The 16,750-nt window shown below is 71.5% G+C and carries 13 protein-coding genes; 1 reads left to right on the forward strand and 12 read right to left on the reverse strand.

Going from position 1 to position 16,750, the window contains the following annotated elements; translation table 11 throughout:
• Positions 1–15: 15 nt before the first annotated feature.
• Genes ER308_RS03130 through ER308_RS03140 form a run of 3 tightly spaced genes read right to left on the reverse strand, consistent with a single transcriptional unit; the run spans position 16 to position 3,601 of the window.
• Positions 16–1,401, reverse strand: a complete 1,386-nt coding sequence (locus ER308_RS03130) for a vWA domain-containing protein (RefSeq protein ID WP_131153648.1) — start codon at positions 1,399–1,401, stop codon at positions 16–18.
• Positions 1,398–2,345: an AAA family ATPase gene (locus ER308_RS03135; protein ID WP_205745872.1), complete on the reverse strand. Its 948-nt coding sequence runs from the start codon at positions 2,343–2,345 to the stop codon at positions 1,398–1,400. Before ER308_RS03135 ends, ER308_RS03130 begins: the two co-directional genes overlap by 4 nt.
• Positions 2,342–3,601, reverse strand: coding sequence for a glutamate-5-semialdehyde dehydrogenase (locus ER308_RS03140; RefSeq protein WP_420826241.1), 1,260 nt, complete (start codon positions 3,599–3,601; stop codon positions 2,342–2,344). The genes ER308_RS03135 and ER308_RS03140 overlap by 4 nt, the downstream gene beginning before the upstream one ends.
• A gap of 306 nt (positions 3,602–3,907) precedes the next feature.
• Here ER308_RS03140 and ER308_RS03145 point away from each other — a divergent pair, with 306 nt between their 5' ends.
• The gene (locus ER308_RS03145; protein ID WP_131153650.1) at positions 3,908–4,438 is read left to right on the forward strand and encodes a hypothetical protein; all 531 of its coding nucleotides are present in this window, start codon (positions 3,908–3,910) and stop codon (positions 4,436–4,438) included.
• A gap of 120 nt (positions 4,439–4,558) precedes the next feature.
• On the opposite strand, the gene proB is transcribed toward ER308_RS03145, so the two are convergent.
• The 9 genes from proB to mrdA all read right to left on the reverse strand — a co-directional run bounded on the left by proB (position 4,559) and on the right by mrdA (position 16,661).
• The gene (gene proB / locus ER308_RS03150) at positions 4,559–5,662 is read right to left on the reverse strand and encodes a glutamate 5-kinase (protein ID WP_240731945.1); all 1,104 of its coding nucleotides are present in this window, start codon (positions 5,660–5,662) and stop codon (positions 4,559–4,561) included.
• Positions 5,659–7,179 carry a GTPase ObgE gene (gene obgE / locus ER308_RS03155; protein WP_131153651.1) on the reverse strand — a complete coding sequence of 507 codons (1,521 nt, stop codon included), beginning with the start codon at positions 7,177–7,179 and terminating at the stop codon, positions 5,659–5,661. The genes proB and obgE overlap by 4 nt, the downstream gene beginning before the upstream one ends.
• 404 nt (positions 7,180–7,583) lie before the next feature.
• The gene (gene rpmA / locus ER308_RS03160) at positions 7,584–7,835 is read right to left on the reverse strand and encodes a 50S ribosomal protein L27 (RefSeq protein ID WP_131153652.1); all 252 of its coding nucleotides are present in this window, start codon (positions 7,833–7,835) and stop codon (positions 7,584–7,586) included.
• A 70-nt stretch (positions 7,836–7,905) separates the two neighbouring features.
• On the reverse strand, positions 7,906–8,217 hold the full coding sequence (rplU, locus tag ER308_RS03165) for a 50S ribosomal protein L21 (RefSeq protein WP_131153653.1): 312 nt from the start codon (positions 8,215–8,217) through the stop codon (positions 7,906–7,908).
• Between the two features lie 246 nt (positions 8,218–8,463).
• A complete protein-coding gene (locus ER308_RS21330) occupies positions 8,464–10,584 on the reverse strand; it encodes an Rne/Rng family ribonuclease (RefSeq protein ID WP_165491776.1) in 2,121 nt (706 codons plus the stop codon).
• Positions 10,577–11,425 (reverse strand): TIGR03936 family radical SAM-associated protein, encoded by an 849-nt coding sequence (locus ER308_RS03180; protein ID WP_165491777.1) that lies wholly within the window; start codon positions 11,423–11,425, stop codon positions 10,577–10,579. The genes ER308_RS21330 and ER308_RS03180 overlap by 8 nt, the downstream gene beginning before the upstream one ends.
• Positions 11,409–13,328 carry a TIGR03960 family B12-binding radical SAM protein gene (locus ER308_RS03185; RefSeq protein ID WP_131153656.1) on the reverse strand — a complete coding sequence of 640 codons (1,920 nt, stop codon included), beginning with the start codon at positions 13,326–13,328 and terminating at the stop codon, positions 11,409–11,411. The genes ER308_RS03180 and ER308_RS03185 overlap by 17 nt, the downstream gene beginning before the upstream one ends.
• 142 nt (positions 13,329–13,470) lie before the next feature.
• Positions 13,471–14,646 (reverse strand): rod shape-determining protein RodA, encoded by a 1,176-nt coding sequence (gene rodA, locus ER308_RS03190; RefSeq protein WP_131153657.1) that lies wholly within the window; start codon positions 14,644–14,646, stop codon positions 13,471–13,473.
• Positions 14,643–16,661 carry a penicillin-binding protein 2 gene (mrdA, locus tag ER308_RS03195; RefSeq protein ID WP_165491778.1) on the reverse strand — a complete coding sequence of 673 codons (2,019 nt, stop codon included), beginning with the start codon at positions 16,659–16,661 and terminating at the stop codon, positions 14,643–14,645. Before mrdA ends, rodA begins: the two co-directional genes overlap by 4 nt.
• Between the last annotated feature and the right edge of the window lie 89 nt (positions 16,662–16,750).

Here is a 16,750-nt window from a genome sequence, read left to right on the forward strand (position 1 = left end):
ACGGGGCCGTGGCGCTCATGCGAGTCGGGGCACGAGCCGTTCGAGCTGGCGGAGCGTCCGGCACTCGGCCATGAGGTCGACGTGTCGGGTGTAGCGGGCGGCGTACGAGTCCCCGGTGCCCCACTGGGTGGCCGGCTCGGGGTTCAACCAGACGGCACGACGAGCGCGACGACAGAGGTCGGCGAGGCGGGTCTCGCCGCTCGGCCGGTAGTTGCCGCGGGCGTCGCCGAGGACGAGCAGGGTGGTCCTCGGGCCGACCGCGTCCGGATAGCCGGTGGCGAGCCCTTCGAGGGCCGCGCCGTAGTCGCTGTGACCGTCCAGGCGCACCACTCGGGCAGAGGCGTCGAGCGAGGCGATCGCGGCCACGGGGTCGGGCTCGGCGAGCAGATCCGTGACCTCGTCGAGCGCGTCGACGAACGCGAAGCTCCGCACGTCCGCGAACTGGTCGGACAGGGCGTGGCAGAGCAGCAGGGTGAAGCGCGCGAACCGGGCCATCGAGCCCGACACGTCGGCGAGGACGACCAGCCGCGGACGGGTCCGCCGCCGCGCCGCGAAGGCCGGCGCGACGGGCACTCCGCCGGTGCCGGCCGCGCGGCGCAGCGTGCGGCGAGCATCCAGCCGCCCGTCGGCGGCGCGTCGTCGACGCCGGGCGAGGCGCGTCGCGATCCGGCGAGCGAGCGCCCTCGTTTCGCGCCGCAGCTCCGCCTCCTGGCCGGGCGACAGCCGAAGGAGGTCCACGTCCTCGGGAAGCGGCGAGACGGCGCCCCGTGCGACGGCGTCGGCCCCGCGGCGGGCGACCTCGCGGCGACGAGCGTCGGCCTCGACCTCCTCGCGGAATCGCCGCAGGCGCGCGACGTAGACGTCCTCCGCGAGCCGCCGCTCGAACGCGTCCTCGTCGTCGCCGTGGGCATCCAGCAGCCGACGCAGCAATCCTCCGAGATTGACCTCCGCGAACACCCGCGACGCGTAGTGGGCCTCCTGACCGTGACGGCCCTGCACACGTCCGAACGCCCCGACCGCTTCCCGAGCCAGCGCCGCGACCGCCACGTCGTCGCCGCGAGCGACCCGGCCGGCGAGGTCCGCGACGAACGCCGGTGCCCCGCGCGGGGCGTCGACCTCGGGCGGGGCGGCGGTCCCGGCGAAGTGGACGTCGAAGAGCGTGTCGAACAGCGGGCGGTGGGTCACCGAGCTGCACAGGGTCGCCGCGAGCGCCTCGCGGACCCGGCGCGGGTCGGCCAGATCGACCGACGCGAGCGCACGGACCGCGTCCATGCCGTCGCTGGTGCTCGCAGGAACCCCGCCCGCGCGGAGCGCCCGGGTGAGCCCGAGCACGCGCTCCACCAGGGGCTGGCCGGGATCGATGCGGCCAGTGGGGTCCCCGGTCACGGTGCCGACCGTCATCGCGGGCGTGGCCCCGCGACACCGCGAGGGTTCGGGGTCCCGTCGCCCACCCGGGAGGCCGACTGCCCGCGCAGGTGCGCGACGCCGGCCTCGAGGTCGTCGTCGTGCTTGAGCACGACCCCGGCGGTGGCCGCGAGGCGCTGTGGGTCGGCCTCGCCCTCGGCGATCGCGAGCAGCGTCCGGGCCCAGTCGATCGTCTCGGCGATCGACGGCGGCTTGCGCAGGTCGAGCTCGCGCAGGCTCCGCACGACGGCGGCGAGCCGGTCCGCGAGCGCCGCGGTCGCGTCGGGGACACGCGCCCGCACGATCGCGGCCTCGCGTTCGGGGTCGGGATAGTCCAGCGACAGGTAGAGGCAACGCCGCTTGAGGGCCTCGGACAGCTCGCGGGTACGGTTCGACGTGAGCACGACGTAGGGTCGGCGCCGTGCCGTGACGGTGCCCAGCTCCGGCACGGACACCTGGTAGTCGTCGAGGATCTCGAGCAGGAGGGCCTCGAAGTCGACATCGACCTTGTCGACCTCGTCGATGAGCAGGACGGTCGGCTCGTCGGATCGCAATGCCCGAAGCAGCGGGCGCTCGAGCAGGAACGCCTCCCCGTAGATGTGGGCGCTCGCGTCGTCCCAGTCCCGGTCGGGCTGCGCCTGGACAGCCAGGAGCTGCTTGCGGTAGTCCCACTCGTAGAGCGCACTCGCCTCGTCGAGCCCTTCGTAGCACTGCAGGCGGACGAGTCGCGCGTCGCGGGCGATCGCGGCCGCCCGCGCGAGTTCGGTCTTGCCCACCCCGGCCGGCCCCTCCGCGAGGATCGGCTTGCCGAGGGCGTCCGCGAGGTAGGCCACGGTGCTGGCCGCGTCGTCGGCGAGGTAGCCCGCCTCCTCGAGCCTGGCGGCCGCCTCGGCCGGGTCGGTGAAGGCCTCGGCGACCGGCGCGTGAGCCAGCTCGCTCACCCGCGCACCTGCCCGTCACCGTCGACGAGATACTTCGAGGTCGTGAGCTCGGGCAGGGCCATCGGGCCGCGGGCGTGCAACCGCTGGGTCGAGATGCCGATCTCGGCGCCGAAACCGAACTCGCCCCCGTCGGTGAAGCGGGTCGAGGCGTTCACCATGACCGCGGCCGCGTCGACCTCACCGACGAAGCGGCGTGCCGCGGCCCGGTCCTCGGTGACGATCGCCTCGGTGTGGCTCGTCCCGTGCGCCGCGATGTGGCTGATCGCGTCGTCGAGCCCGTCGACCACGCGCACGGCGAGCACGAGGTCGAGGTACTCGGTGTCCCAGTCCTCCGGGGTCGCACCGTTCATCTCGGCGATGGCCTGGGCCGTCGAGTCGCCTCGTAGCTCGACCCCGGCGGCGACGAGCGCGGCGGCGGCCTCGGGGAGGAAGGCCTCCGCCACGTCGCGGTGCACCAGCAGGGTCTCGGCAGCGTTGCAGACGCTCGGGCGGTCGGTCTTGGCGTCGACCACGATGCGCCGTGCCCTGCTCAGCTCGGCGCCGCTGTCCACGTAGACGTGGCAGTTGCCCACGCCGGTCTCGATGACGGGGACGCTGCTGTCGGTCACGACCGCCTGGATGAGCCCGGCACCGCCGCGCGGGATCAGGAGGTCGACGAGGCCGCGGGCGTGGGCGAGCTCGCGCACGGACTCGCGACGGGTGTCGGTGATCAGCCCCACGACGTCGCGCGGGAAGCCCTGCTCGACCAGGGCCTCGCGCAGCAGGTCGGCGAGGGCGGTGTTGGAGTGGATGGCGCTCGACGAGCCGCGCAGTACGCACGCGTTGCCCGACTTGATCGCCAGCCCCGCCGCGTCGACGGTCACGTTGGGGCGCCCCTCGTAGACCATGGCGACGACACCGAGCGGCACCCGGACCTGACGCACCTCGAGGCCGTTCGGCAGACGCCACCCGCGCAGGACCTCACCCACCGGGTCGGCGAGCTCGACGACTTCACGCAGGCCGTCGGCGGCCTTGGTGAGCCGTTCGGGCGTCAGGGTCAGGCGATCCTGCAGGGCCGACGAGACCCCCTCGGCCCGAGCCTGCTCCAGGTCGGTGACGTTCGCCTCGAGCACCCGGTCCTGGTGCGCGTCGAGCGCGTCGGCCATGGCGTTGAGGGCCGCGTTCTTGCGAGCCGTCGTCGCGCGCGCGATCGCGGGCCCGGACGACTTGGCGGCCGAGCAGACGGCGAGGGTCTCGCTGGTGCCGGCTGCGGACACGGACTCGTCGGGGTCACGGTCCCCACGGACGCGCCCCTCGTGCTCGGCGTCGCGTGGGGGGTCTGCAGGCGCAACGGATCCGGACACAGCTTCCTCCTCGGAGCGAGCCAGCACTCTCGGGGCCAGCACGGGTACCGACGCGGCGAGGTGGTCGTGACCTCTGGGCAGCGACCGCACCGGCCGCGAGCCTGCACGACCTCGCACACGTGGCATGGTACCGGGAGGTGCCGACACCGATGCACGAGACCGCATGAGCCCTGTCGCGGGCGGGCACCGTGTGCGGGAGACGACCATGGGAGTAGCCGAGTGAGCGACTTCGAGGCGGCACTGCGGGAGAAGCTCTCGCGCAACGCCGAATTGGCCGAGGAGCGGGCCCAGGCCGAGCAGGAGATGGACCGCGCCCAGCAGGAGGCTCAGCGCCGAGCCGAGGAGGAGCGTGCGGCCTACCAGCGGGCGGCCGCCGAGCGCCACGAACAGCTCGTGGCTCGATTGCGGGAGGCCGCCAACGCCCTCAAGGCCGCGAGCCCGGATAGTTTCGTCGTCCGGATGGGGTGGACGGCGTCGGGCGAGGAGTTCATCGCCAAGATCACCTCCCGCCAGCTGAGTCCGGCGCGGTCCCTGCTCGTGGAACTGGACCGGGACGATGACGAGGTCCTCGCACGCTGGCACTCCGACCTCGGCAACAGCCTCGAGCTCTGGCGTCTGCTGGAGTGCGAGCCCGGGATGCTCGACCAGCTCGTGTTGCAGGTGGCCGACCAGGACCTGTGGCGGACGGTGTCGCGGCCGCCGGCCTTCCCGACGGCCGAGGACGGCGAGCGCACGGACGCTCCCGGCTGAGCTCGACCGCTGTTCGGGTCCAGCGGCCCGGATGGTCAGGGCATGACCCGGATCCGTCAGGGCACGACCCGGGGGTCAGTCCGGGCACGACCCAGATCGGTCGAAGCACGAACGGGCCGCTCAGGGCACGTGGGGGAGCACGACGAGCGAATCGCGGTGGATGACCGCACGGGTCGGCTCGCCCGCCTCGGCGAGGTCCTCCGTGGGGCGACCGCGGACCCGCTCCACGGTCTCGCGATCGAGCCCGCTCAGCCCGCGACCGAGCACCCGACCGTCGTGGACCACGTCGACGGCGTCCCCGACCGTGAACGCTCCCTCGGCCTCCTCGACCCCCACGGCGAGCAGGGACGAGCCGCGCTCGATGAGGGCCCTGGCTGCCCCCTTGTCGACGACGATGCGGCCCCGCGGGGTCCGCGCGAACGCGATCCACAGCTTCCGACTCTCGGGCCGATGCCGGGACGGCGGGCACCAGGTCCCGATCTCCTCGCCCAAGACCGTCCGATGCACGACGTTCTCGGCGCGAGCGTGCGCGATCACCGAGTGCGCGCCACTGAACGCCGCGATCCGGGCCGCCTCGAGTTTGCTCGCGATCCCGCCGCTGCCGACGTCGGACCCGGGTCGGCGGGAGTGCCGGGCGATCGCAGAACTCAGCTCGGTGAGCCGGGGCACGACCTCGCCGCCCTCGTAGAACCCGTCCACATCCGTGAGCAGAACGAGCAGCTGCGCGCCGAGCATGCTCGCCACAAGCGCGGCGAGGCGGTCGTTGTCGCCGAAGCGCAACTCCTCGGTCGCGATCGTGTCGTTCTCGTTGACCAGCGGGATGGCGCCGAGGCCGAGCAAGGTCTCGAGGGTGCCCCGCGCGTTCAGGTAGCGGGCCCGCTCGACGACGTCGTCGGGCGTGAGCAGGACCTGCCCACCAGCGAGACCGCGGGCCGCGAGGCGCCGCTGGTACGTGTGCACCAGCAGCCCCTGGCCGACGCTGGCCGCAGCCTGCAGCCGCGGCAGATCGATCGGCCGCTGCCGCAGGCCGAGCGGCGCGAGACCGGCCGCGACCGCCCCCGACGACACGAACACCACCTGAACGCCGCGCTCGCGAAGATCGGCCACGGCATCGATCAGGTGGGTGGCGAGATCCGCGTCGAGGCGCCCCTCGGCGGTCCGCAGACTCGACGAGCCGACCTTCACGACCGCACGGGTCGGCGGGGAGAACCGCACACCGCTCACGCCCGCCCCCGACCCGCGGCCCCCGAGTCGCCGTCGTCCGTCACAGCCCCGAACTCCAGCTCCTCGCCCACGTCGGGATAGTCGGGCTCCTCGGGCTCCTCGGGCTCCTCGAGAGAGGCGTCCCCGCCGGGATCGTCGGGATCGTCGGGAGAGGCGTCCCCGTCGGGATCGTCGGGATCCTCGAGAGAGGCGTCCCCGTCGAGCTCCGCGGCGAGAGCGGCACGCTCGTCGGCGGGCAGATCGGCGAGCTCGGGGGAGAAGTCGAACTCGATGCCGCCGATCTCGACGGGATCGCCTGCCCGGGCCCCGGCCGCGACCAGGGCGCGCTCGACACCGGCTCGGGCGAGACGCTGCTGCAGGTGAGCCACGGCCTCCTCGTTGTCCAGATCGGTCATCGCGACCCAACGGTCCACGCGCGGGCTGACGACGCGGAAGCCGTCCTTGGTGGTCTCGACCTCGAGATCGTCCCGCGCCGAGGTGGGCCGCAGCACGGGCCGGGGCTCGGGGGCCACCTCGGCCTCCTGGGACGGGCTCGCGGCGACGAGCTCGGCCATGCGGCGAGCGAGCTGCTCGGTGCCCTGTCCCGTGACGGCGCTGATCTCGAGGACCTCCCACCCGGCCTCCTCGAGATCGGGACGCACGATCTCGGCGGTCTCCGGGTCGGCGTCCACCTTGTTCAGGGCCACGAGGGCAGGTCGGTCGAGCAGCTCGGATCGGTACGCCCGCAGTTCCCCTGTGAGGGCGGCGAGATCCTCGCGCGGATCGCGTTGCTCCCAGCTGGCGCAGTCGAGTACGTGGACGAGGACGCGGGCGCGCTCCACGTGGCGCAGGAAGTCGTGGCCGAGGCCGCGACCGTCGCTGGCGCCCGGGATGAGGCCGGGGACATCGGCGACGACGATGTCGACGGGGTCGGTGCGCACCACCCCGAGGTTCGGCACGAGCGTCGTGAAGGGGTAGTCGGCGATCTTCGGCTTCGCGGCGGACAGGCGGGCGATCAGCGACGACTTGCCGGCGTTCGGATAGCCGACGAGCGCGACGTCCACTACGAGCTTGAGCTCGAGGACGACGCTGCGCTCCTCGGCGGGCTCACCGAGTTCGTGAAAGCCCGGACTGCGCCGACGCTGGGTCCGAAAGGCCGCGTTGCCCCGACCCCCGCGACCCCCACGAGCGATCACGACCTCGTCGCCGGGTCGAACAAGATCGCCCAACAGCGCCCCGTCGTCCCGATCCCGCACCACGGTGCCGACCGGGACGGCGAGCACGACATCCTCGCCGTCGGCGCCGCGCTTGCGGTCCCCCTGGCCGTGGCGCCCCCGTTCCGCACGTCGGTGCGGCCGATGGTGGTAGTCCACGAGCGAACGAACGTTCTCGGTGGCGCGCGCCCGCACCGAGCCGCCGTGTCCCCCGTCGCCTCCGTCAGGAGGACCCTTCGGCTCGTACGCCTGCCGCAGGAACGATGTGACGCCGCTGCCACCGCGCCCTCCGGCAGCGTGGACCGTCACCTCGTCGACGAACATCGTTCTCACCCTATCCACCGAGCGCGGCGGGCCCCACACTCGGCGGTCGCGTCGCGGTGCGCGCCTCACTACCTCTGGTGCGCGCCTCGCTGCCTCTGCTGCGCGCCTCACGTGCCTCTCGCGCGCACCTCGCTGCCTCTGGCGCGCGCCTCACGTGCCTCTCGCGCGCACCTCGCTGCCTCTGGCGCGCGCCTCGCTCCGGCCAGCAGGCGTCCGGTCCTGCGCGAGGGCCCGGGTCCCTCGCGCGGGTAGGACCCTCGCTCGTGCCGCCCGGTGGCTGGGAACCTTTGCCGCGGGTCCGTCGCGCACGGAAGATCCCCCCGCGAACGCCCTGATGCCCGGGCGGCGTGCGCCCGGGCATCATCATGACTCGCACGTGTCCCCTGCCGGGGACGTCGGCGCTGCTACTCGGTCAGGACCTCGGCGAACTTGCGCTTGCCCGAGTCGCGGAAGGACACGGTCCCGCCGGCGAGCGCGAACAGCGTGTCGTCCCTGCCACGCCCGACGTTGCGACCGGGGTGGATGCGCGTGCCGCGCTGGCGCACGATGATCGTCCCGGCGTTCACGTCTTGTCCGCCGAAGCGCTTGACCCCGAGCCGCTTCGCGTTCGAATCGCGCCCGTTGTCGGTCGAGCCGCCGCCCTTCTTGGTGGCCATCGCTCTTCGCTCCTCAATCAGTCAGCGGGGTCTCCGTCGCCCGCGGGCCCTCGGCCGCCGCGCGACCGGGTCAGCCGGCGATCCGGTCGACGCGGACTCGCGTGATGTGCTGCCGGTGGCCCAGCTTGCGCCGGTTCCCGGTCTTGTTGCGGTAGGTCTGGACCGTGATCTTCGGTCCCTTGATCTGCTCCACCACCGTCGCCTCGACCTCGGCCCCGCGCAGCTGGTCCGGGGTCGCGGCGACCGCGCCCCCATCGCCCACGACCATGACCGGGGTGAGTGACACCGTCTCGTCGGGGCCCACGTCGATCCGCTCGACGTCGAGGGTGTCACCCTCCTGAACCCGGTACTGCTTGCCACCGGTCTGGATCACGGCGTACATCGGGCGCGTCTCCTCGGTCCCTGCGGGGCGGCTGCGTCGCTTTCCTGCCGCGCGCGGCGCCGGCGGCGTCGCACGGTCCACCAGCGGCCCGGGCGCGGCTGCGCGAGCGGGTTCGCGGCGGGTAGTGAGAGTGGTGCGGCACGGTCCACGCCGCGGGCATGAATGCACACGGGCGCGCAGCGCACCGACCGCTAAGACTATGTTGTCGAGTTCACGACGTCAATGTGGCGAGACAGCGGGATCACCTCACCCGAGATCGACGATCTGGGCACCCCGGCCGTCACAGCAGTCACATTCGACGGTGAACGACTCGGTGAGGCCCTGGCTGACGTTCTTGCGGGTCATCTGCACGAGGCCGAGCTTGGAGATCTCCATCACGCGGGACTTGGTCTTGTCTCGTGCCAGCGCGCGCTTGAAGCGCTTGAGCACCTCGTCGCGGTTGGCGGGCACGAGCATGTCGACGAAGTCGATGACGATGATCCCGCCCATGTCCCGCAGCCGCAGCTGGCGGGCGATCTCCTCGGCGGCCTCGAGGTTGTTGCGCAGCACCGTTTCCTCGAGGTTCGACTTCCCGACGAACTTGCCGGTGTTCACGTCGATAACCCACATCGCCTCGGTCTTCTCGATGATGAGGTAGCCGCCGGACTTCAGCCACACCTTCTTCTCGAGCGCGCGACGAATCTGGGTGGTGACCTGGTAGGCCTCGAACAGTCCGTCGTCGGGCTCCTCGACGCGGACCTTGTCCACGTGCTCCGGGCTGACGTCGGCCAGGTACGTCCGGACCTGCTCGGCGAGCTCGCGGTCGTCGACGACCAACTCGGTGTACTCAGGACCGAAGATGTCGCGGATGACGCGGATGACCAGGCCGGGCTCCTCGTAGACCGGCTCGAGTGGCTTGACCTTGTCGGCGCGGTCCTGGACGATCCGCCACTTCTCGACCAGACGCGTCACGTCCGCCTCGAGCTGCTCGTGGGTCGCGCCCTCGGCGGCGGTCCGCACGATCAGTCCGAAGCCCTCGGGGCGCACGGACTCCAGAATCCCCCGCAACCGCTCCCGTTCGTCGTCGGGCAGCTTGCGGCTGATCCCGAGCATGCCCTCGCCCGGCGCGAGCACGCAGAACCGCCCGGCGATCGAGAGGCTCTGCGTCAGCCGTGCGCCCTTGGAGCCCATCGGATCCTTGGTCACCTGCACCAGCACCGGCTGGCCGGGCTTCAGGGTCTGCTCGATCCGCGGGACCTCGCCGTCGAGGTCGGCCTCGTCGTAGTTGACCTCCCCCGCGTAGAGCACGCCGTTGCGGCCCTTGCCGATGTCGATGAACGCGGCCTCCATCCCGGGCAGGACGTTCTGTACCCGGCCCTTGTAGATGTTGCCCACGTAGCTCGTGTCGTCACGGTCGGTGACGTAATGCTCGACGAGATCACGCTCCTCGAGCACGGCGATCTGGGTGCGCTTCGTGCCCGTCTCGACGAGCATGCGGCGCGGCGGACCCTCCGCGATCGTGCGGCGGGCCTCCTCCGACATGCGCGTCGTGGGGCGGCGCCCACGGCCACGCCCGGAAGAGCGCGCGCTGCTCCGCCGCTTCGACTGCAGTGGGGTGGAAGCCTCGGCACCGTCACCGTCGACGTCCTTGGCGTGAGGCGCCTCCGGGACCTCGGACTCGGCGACGGCCTCGTCCCCGGAGGCGTCGGTCTCGGCTGCGACCGCATCCCCGGAGGCGTCGGCCTCGGTCGACTCCCCGGCGTCCGTGGTGCCGGCCGCCCCGGTGCCTGAGCCGCTGCCCGAGCTACTGCCCGAACCACCGCGCCGGCCACGTCCACCCCGCCGACCGCGCCCACCGCGGCTGCCGCGGCGTCGCTTGACCTGCTTGGCGGGCCCGTCACCCGACCCGGCATCGGTCTCGTCGCTCGCTGTGTCGGTCCCGTCGCTCGCTGCGTCGGTCCCGTCGCTGGCTGCGTCGGTCCCGTCGCTGGCTGCGTCAGGGCGATCGGGGGAACCCCGGGCGGAAGCCTGCCCGCCGGAATCCCCGACCTCGGCATCGTTCACAGCGGTCGAGGCATCGTCGGAGGCGCCGCGTGTCGCGCCCTGCTCGGAGGCGTCGCGTGTCGCGCCCTGCTCCGACGAGTCCGCTGGCCGTGGGCTCGCGTCAGGCTCGTCGCGTTCCCTCGCCCGGCGGCGGGTCCGTGTCCGCACGCGCACGCGCTGTTGCCCGTCGTCGGCGTCGGTCCGGTCGCCGGGTGGCTCCTCGCCACCCTCGGGTGGGTCCGTGTCGGAACTCTGACTCTTGCTCTGCTGGTAATGGTCCTCGGGATCGGTGTGGTCGTCTGGCCCGGCGGTGCTCGCCGCCGAGTCGTCGGAATGATCACTCACGATGAACAGCCTCCGGTCGCGGCGGCACGATCGTGCCGCCGATCGCTTCGCGGAGCCCCTCGTCGACGAACTCGCCCTGCGCCACGCGGGTCACACGGCCGGGTTCGAGCGCGTCCCGCCAGGGGTGCGGGCAGTGAGCCGCGAGCGCGGCGTGCACCTCGCTGGGACGCATCGGGGGCTCGACATGGTGGACCAGCGCACGAACCCGCGCGCTGGTGGCGTCCTCCTGGGACGCCGCGGACAGATCCTCGGTGGGCTCGGCGAGAGTCGCCCCACCCGCTTCGACAACGCCGTGCGCATCACCGATATCGGGATCAGGCGGCAGCACGGTCTCGGATAGCGCGAGGGAACGCGCTACCAGGTTGTTCAGAGCGGGCCTCAGGTCGACCTCGGTCACCTCGCCCTTCTTGTCGCGGGGCACGAGCACCCTCTCGGCGTCGAGGATGCGTGCGACGGCCTCCTCCAGTGCCGCGGCGCCATCGCCGGGGTAGGCGAGGTCCCACGCCGAGGCGCGCAACCACTTCGAGAGTCGGGGTGCACCCTCGACGACCTCCACCCCGGCACGGACCTCGATCCCTTCCGGGAAGGCCGCGTTCAGTTCCTTGAGCGCCGGCTCGATCGGAAACGAGTCGGCGAACTCCAGCTCGGCGTACTCGGCGATCGAGCCGTAGCCGAGCGGTAGCGCATCCGGGAATCTTACCTGCGGGTGCGGGCTGAAGCCCTCGGAATACGCGACGGGCAACCGGGCCTTGCGCAGCGCTCGCTCCCATATCCGCCCGAGGTCGATCGCCGAGACGAACCGGACCTTGCCGGTCTTGGCGTACCTAACCCGTACCCGCACGGACAATCGGGAGGAGACCCAGCGTGTCGCCCTGGGCGTAGCCGGTCTGGTGGTCGATGTCGAGTCCGGGACAGACCCCGCAGTCGTAGCAGGGGATCCAGCGACAATCGTCGAGTTCGCGCGCGTGCAGCGAATCCTGGTAGTCCTCCCACAGCCACGACTTGTCGAGGCCGCTGTCCATGTGGTCCCAGGGCAGGCCCTCGCCCTCGTCCCGGTCACGGTACAGGTACCAGTCGAGATCGACGCCGGTGTCCGCGCAGGCCCGCCGCCACCGGTCGGGGTCGAACACCTCGGCCCACCCGTCGAAGCGCGCGCCCAGCTCGAAGGCGCGCTCGACGGCGGCGGCGACCCGTCGGTCGCCCCGGGACAGGAGCCCCTCGACGACGCCGGGCTCGGGGTCGTGATAGCGCAGGTTCAGGTTCCGGTCGGCCGCGACGCGCTCCTTGATGAGCCCGATCTTGCGCTTGATCTCCTCGGGCGGGTCCTGGGCGCACCACTGGAACGGCGTGTGCGGTTTCGGGATGAACCCCCCGACCGACACCGTCACCTTGTTCTTGCGGCCGTGCCGCTTGCCGAGGGCGAGGACCTTGAGCCCGAGCTCGGCGATCCCGAGCACGTCCTCGTCGGTCTCGGTGGGCAGACCGATCATGAAATACAGCTTGATGTGCCGCCAGCCGTTCGCGAACGCGGTCTCGGCGGCCTGCAGCATGTCCTGTTCGCTCGCGGTCTTGTTGATGACCTTGCGCATCCGCTCGGTTCCGGCCTCGGGCGCGAACGTGAGCCCGGTGCGGCGACCGTTGCGGGTGAGCTCGTCGGCGAGCTCGACGTTGAACGCGTCGACGCGGGTGGAGGGCAGCGAGAGGCTCGTGTTCGTGCCCTCGTACTGGTCGCCCAGGTCGCCGCAGAGGCCACGGATGTCGGAGTGGTCAGCCGAGGACAGGGAGAGCAGCCCGACCTCCTCGAGCCCGGAGTTCTCCAGCCCTTCGGAGACCATCTCCTTGATCGTCTCGCGGGACCGCTCGCGCACCGGGCGCGTGATCATCCCGGCCTGGCAGAACCGGCAGCCGCGCGTGCAACCGCGGAAGATCTCCACCGAGTAGCGCTCGTGCACCGTCTCGGTGAGCGGCACGAGCTGCTTCTTGGGGTACGGCCACTCGTCGAGGTCGGAGAGCGTGCGCTTGGGGACCGCGCGGCGCGCATCGGCGCGCACGGGCTCGGTGGCCTCGAGTCGCCCGTCGGGGCCGTAGCGCGGCTCGTAGAACCGCGGCACGTAGACGCCCTCGATCCGCGCGGCGCGACCGAGCAGGTGCTCGCGCGACCAGTCGCCGGCGCTGCGCCACTCCTGAACGAGGCCGTCGAGCTCACGCGCGACCTCCTCACCGTCGCCGGCGATCGCGAGGTCCAGGAACGACGCGAGCGGCTCCGGGTTGAACACCGCGTGCCCACCGGCGATGACGAGCGGCTCGTCGTCGGCCCGTGCGGTCGCGTGACGCGTCACGCCGCCGAGGTCGAGGATGTTGAGCAGGTTCGTGTAGCCGACCTCGGTCGCGAGGCTGAACCCGAGCACGTCGAACGCCTGCGGGGGGCGATGCGTCTCGACGCTGAAGAAGGGGAGGCCGTGAGCCCGCATCACCGCTTCCATGTCCCCCCACGGTGCGAATCCACGCTCGGCGAGGGTGCGCGGCCGTTCGTTGAGGACCTCGTAGAGGATCTGGATGCCCTGGTTCGGCTGTCCGACCTCGTAGGTGTCGGGATAGACCAGCAGCCAGGCGCTGTCGACCTCCCCGTGCTCCTTCACCACGATGTTCGTCTCGCCGCCGACGTAGCGCGCGGGCTTCCTCACCTGCGTGAGCAGGGGCTCGAGGCACTCCCAGACGGATCCGGTGCTGCGGTCGATGGGCATGCGGTCGTCCGTTGTCGGGATCGACGTCGCGGTACGGGCGTGGGGCGAGGGCCGGATGCGGCTCGAACCGGCCGGGGCCCTGCCGCTTCCTGCGGAGGCGAGTGTAGCGAACACCCCCGCGGACGCGCCCACGGCGGGCGGGCTACTGGAAGCGGCGCATGTGCACGTTCTGCAACAGCCCCACCATGATGAACATGCTGATCATCGACGTGCCCCCATAGGAGACGAAAGGCAGGGCGAGCCCGGTGATGGGCATGATCCCCAGGGACATTCCGAGGTTCACGAAGACCTGGAAGCCGAGGACCGCGACGACGCCGCCGGCCAGCAGCGTCCCGAATGTGTCCCGACTGCCCATCGCGATCCGGATACCGCGCCAGATCAGCACTCCGTAGAGGCCGAGGAGGAGAGCGCTGCCCAGGAACCCGGTCTCCTCGGCGACCACGGTGAAGATGAAGTCGGTGTGGTTCTCGGGGACGAAGCCCAGGCGGGTCTGCGTCCCCTGGAACAGCCCTTGGCCGACGAGCTGCCCCGAGCCGATCGCGATCTGCGCCTGGTTCAGGTTGTAACCGTCCTCCTGGATATCCGCGGCCTCCGGGTTCAGGAAGCTGCCCAGGCGTTCGAGCTGGTACTGCTCGAGGATGTCCAGCTGCAGTGCCCCGAGGATCGACGCGACGCCGATCACCCCGAGCGCCACCATGTAGCGGATCCGCACCCGCGCGAGCAGGAGCACCGCGAACGTGATCGCGACGAAGACGATCGCGGTGCCGAGGTCGGGCTGGGCGACGATGAGGACCATGGGGATCGCCGCCAGCACGCAGGCCTCGATCAGCGCACGCAGGCCCAGGGCCTCCTCGCGCCGCTCGTGGAAGAGCGCCGCGAGGATGGCGATGAGCGCGGGCTTGGCGAGCTCGGCCGGCTGGAACCAGAACCCCCCGAGCACGAGCGCACGGGTCGGCTGCCCCGTGTCCTCACCGACCACGAGCACGACGCCGAGCAGCACCAGCGAAACCAGGTACAGCACCGGCGCCCACGCACGGAACGCGCGATAGTCGAACGCGGTGACGGCCACCATCGCCGCGATGCCCAGCGCGAACGACACGAGCTGCCGGTTGACGAAGTGCAGTGTGTCGTACTCGGTCCCGGCGAGCTGCGGCGCCGTCGCCGAGTAGATGAAGACGAAGCCGATGCCCGCCAGCGCGAGCACGACGAGCACGAGCACCGGGTCGACCTGCCGAGCGGGCGCGTAGGCCGACAGCCACTGCTTGCGGTAGGCCTCGCGCTGGCCCCGCAGGGCGTTGTGGTCCTGGTACGTGCTCAATCCGTGACCTCACCGAGATCGATCTCGGTCTCCTCGACGTCGAGCACCGACTCGAACACCCGCCGGACGATCGGCGCCGAGGTCTGACTGCCCCCGCCGCCCTCCTCGATGAGCGAGACGACGACGTAGCGGCTCCCGTCCTCGGCCGGGTCGACCGTGTACCCCGCGTACCACGAGTACGGCTGCTTGGAATCGCCGAACTGCGCGGTGCCGGTCTTGCCGGCGATCGTGGGGCCGAAGTCCTCGAAGGTGCTCTCGGCGGTCCCACCGTCCTCGTTCACGCCCTGCAGTCCGGAGCGCAGCACCTGCACGGTGGAGTCCGAGAGTTCGAGATCGTTCACGACCTCGGGCTCGACGGCCTCGACCTCGCCGTCGGGACGGACGACCTCGTCGGCGACGCGGGGCGCGAAAACCGTGCCGCCGTTCGCGACCGCCGCGTAAACCGACGCGATCTGCAGCGGCGTGGTCTGCACGTCCCCCTGCCCGATGGACATGTTGACCGCGTCACCGCCGCGCCAGTTCGCGCCCTGCTCGCTGCACAGCTCGGTGTAGAGGCGCTCCTCGTAGCTGCCGTCGGGTGCGGTCTCGGCGAGCGCGCAGTTGCGGTCGCGCGTCTGCTCCCAGTACTCACGCTTCCACTCGCGACCGGGCACGACCCCGCCACGCTCGCTCGCCAGGTCGATGCCCAGGGTGCCCCCCAGGCCCCATTCCTCGGCGTGATCGGCGAGGTACTCGCGCTCGTCGTCGCCGCTCGCCTGCTCCGCATGCCACATGTCCCGCGCGAGCTCGTAGTACACGGTGTTGCACGACTCGGTCAGCGACTGGGCCATCGAGATGTCACCGGAGTCCACACTCGACCAGTTGGGGAACGTCTGGTCGTTCCACTCCCATTGCGGGGGGCACGGCAGCGTCTCGTTCGGGCCGACGAACCCGTGCTCGAGCGCCGCGGAAGCCGTGACCACCTTGAACACCGAGCCGGGCGGATAGGTCTGCTGGATCGCGCGGTTGAGCAGGGGGATCTCGTTGTCGGGATCCTGGATGTCGGCGAAGTACTCGGTGCTCACCCCTCCCACGAACTCGCTGGGGTCGTAGTCGGGGTACGAGGCCATCGCGCGTACCTCGCCGTTGTCGGCGTCGAGGACGACGACCGCTCCGCCGGTGGCGCGCAGAGTGGAGGCGACGTTGTTGTCGTCGGGCTCCTGACGCGCGGTCTCGATCCCCTCGAGCAGCGCCTCCTCGGTGTCGGCCTGGACGTCGGAATCGAGCGTCAGGCGCAGGTCCGAGCCCGGCGTGGGGAGCACCTCGTCGAGCTGGCGGACCACCTCGTTGCGAGGGTTCACCTCGAGGCGGCGCAGACCCTCGGTGCCGCGCAGCTCGGACTCGTAGCCCGACTCGACCCCGGCCGAGCCGATCAGCTCCCCGGCCCGGTAGTCCTCGTAGGCCTCGCTCGCGAGCTGATCCTCGCCGATCTCGGTGACGTATCCGAGCACGTGGCTCGCGAGGTCTCCCTGGGGATAGGTCCGGCGGGGCAGCCGCTCGGCGTAGACCCCCGGATATCGCGTCGACTGGTTCTCCCAGATGTAGAGGACGACCTCCTCGGGCACGTCGACCGCGATCGGGCGCGGGCGGAGAGGGCTGACGCGCGACCGCTCGATCTCCGTCGCGATCTCGTCGCCGTCCATGTCGAGGACCTCGCCCAGGTCCTCGTAGACGTCCTCCTCCTCGTCGTCGTCGATCTCGGCCGGCTGCACCCCGACGACGTAGACGAACTCGTTGTCGACGAGGGGCTCCCCCTCGCGATCGAGGATCTTCCCGCGCGGCGCCTCCATGCTCACCGTCCGGACAGCGTTGCCCTCGGCGCGATCGGCGAAGTCGGCGCCCGCCATCACCTGCAGGTACCACATCCGCGCGAACAGGAGCACGAAGAGACTAACGAGCAGCAACGCAAAGAACACCAGGCGCAGCCTGGTGCTCTCGGCCTGATCGGTCGCGGCGGGGACGTTCAGCGAAGGCACGATCGAAGGCTATTACACCGGGGACACCTTGGCCGTGGCATGTCGCGAACGGAGCCCGCATCGTCGGGCAGGGGACCGCGTGCTCTCGG

The organism is Egibacter rhizosphaerae, from assembly GCF_004322855.1.
Lineage (GTDB): Bacteria > Actinomycetota > Nitriliruptoria > Euzebyales > Egibacteraceae > Egibacter > Egibacter rhizosphaerae.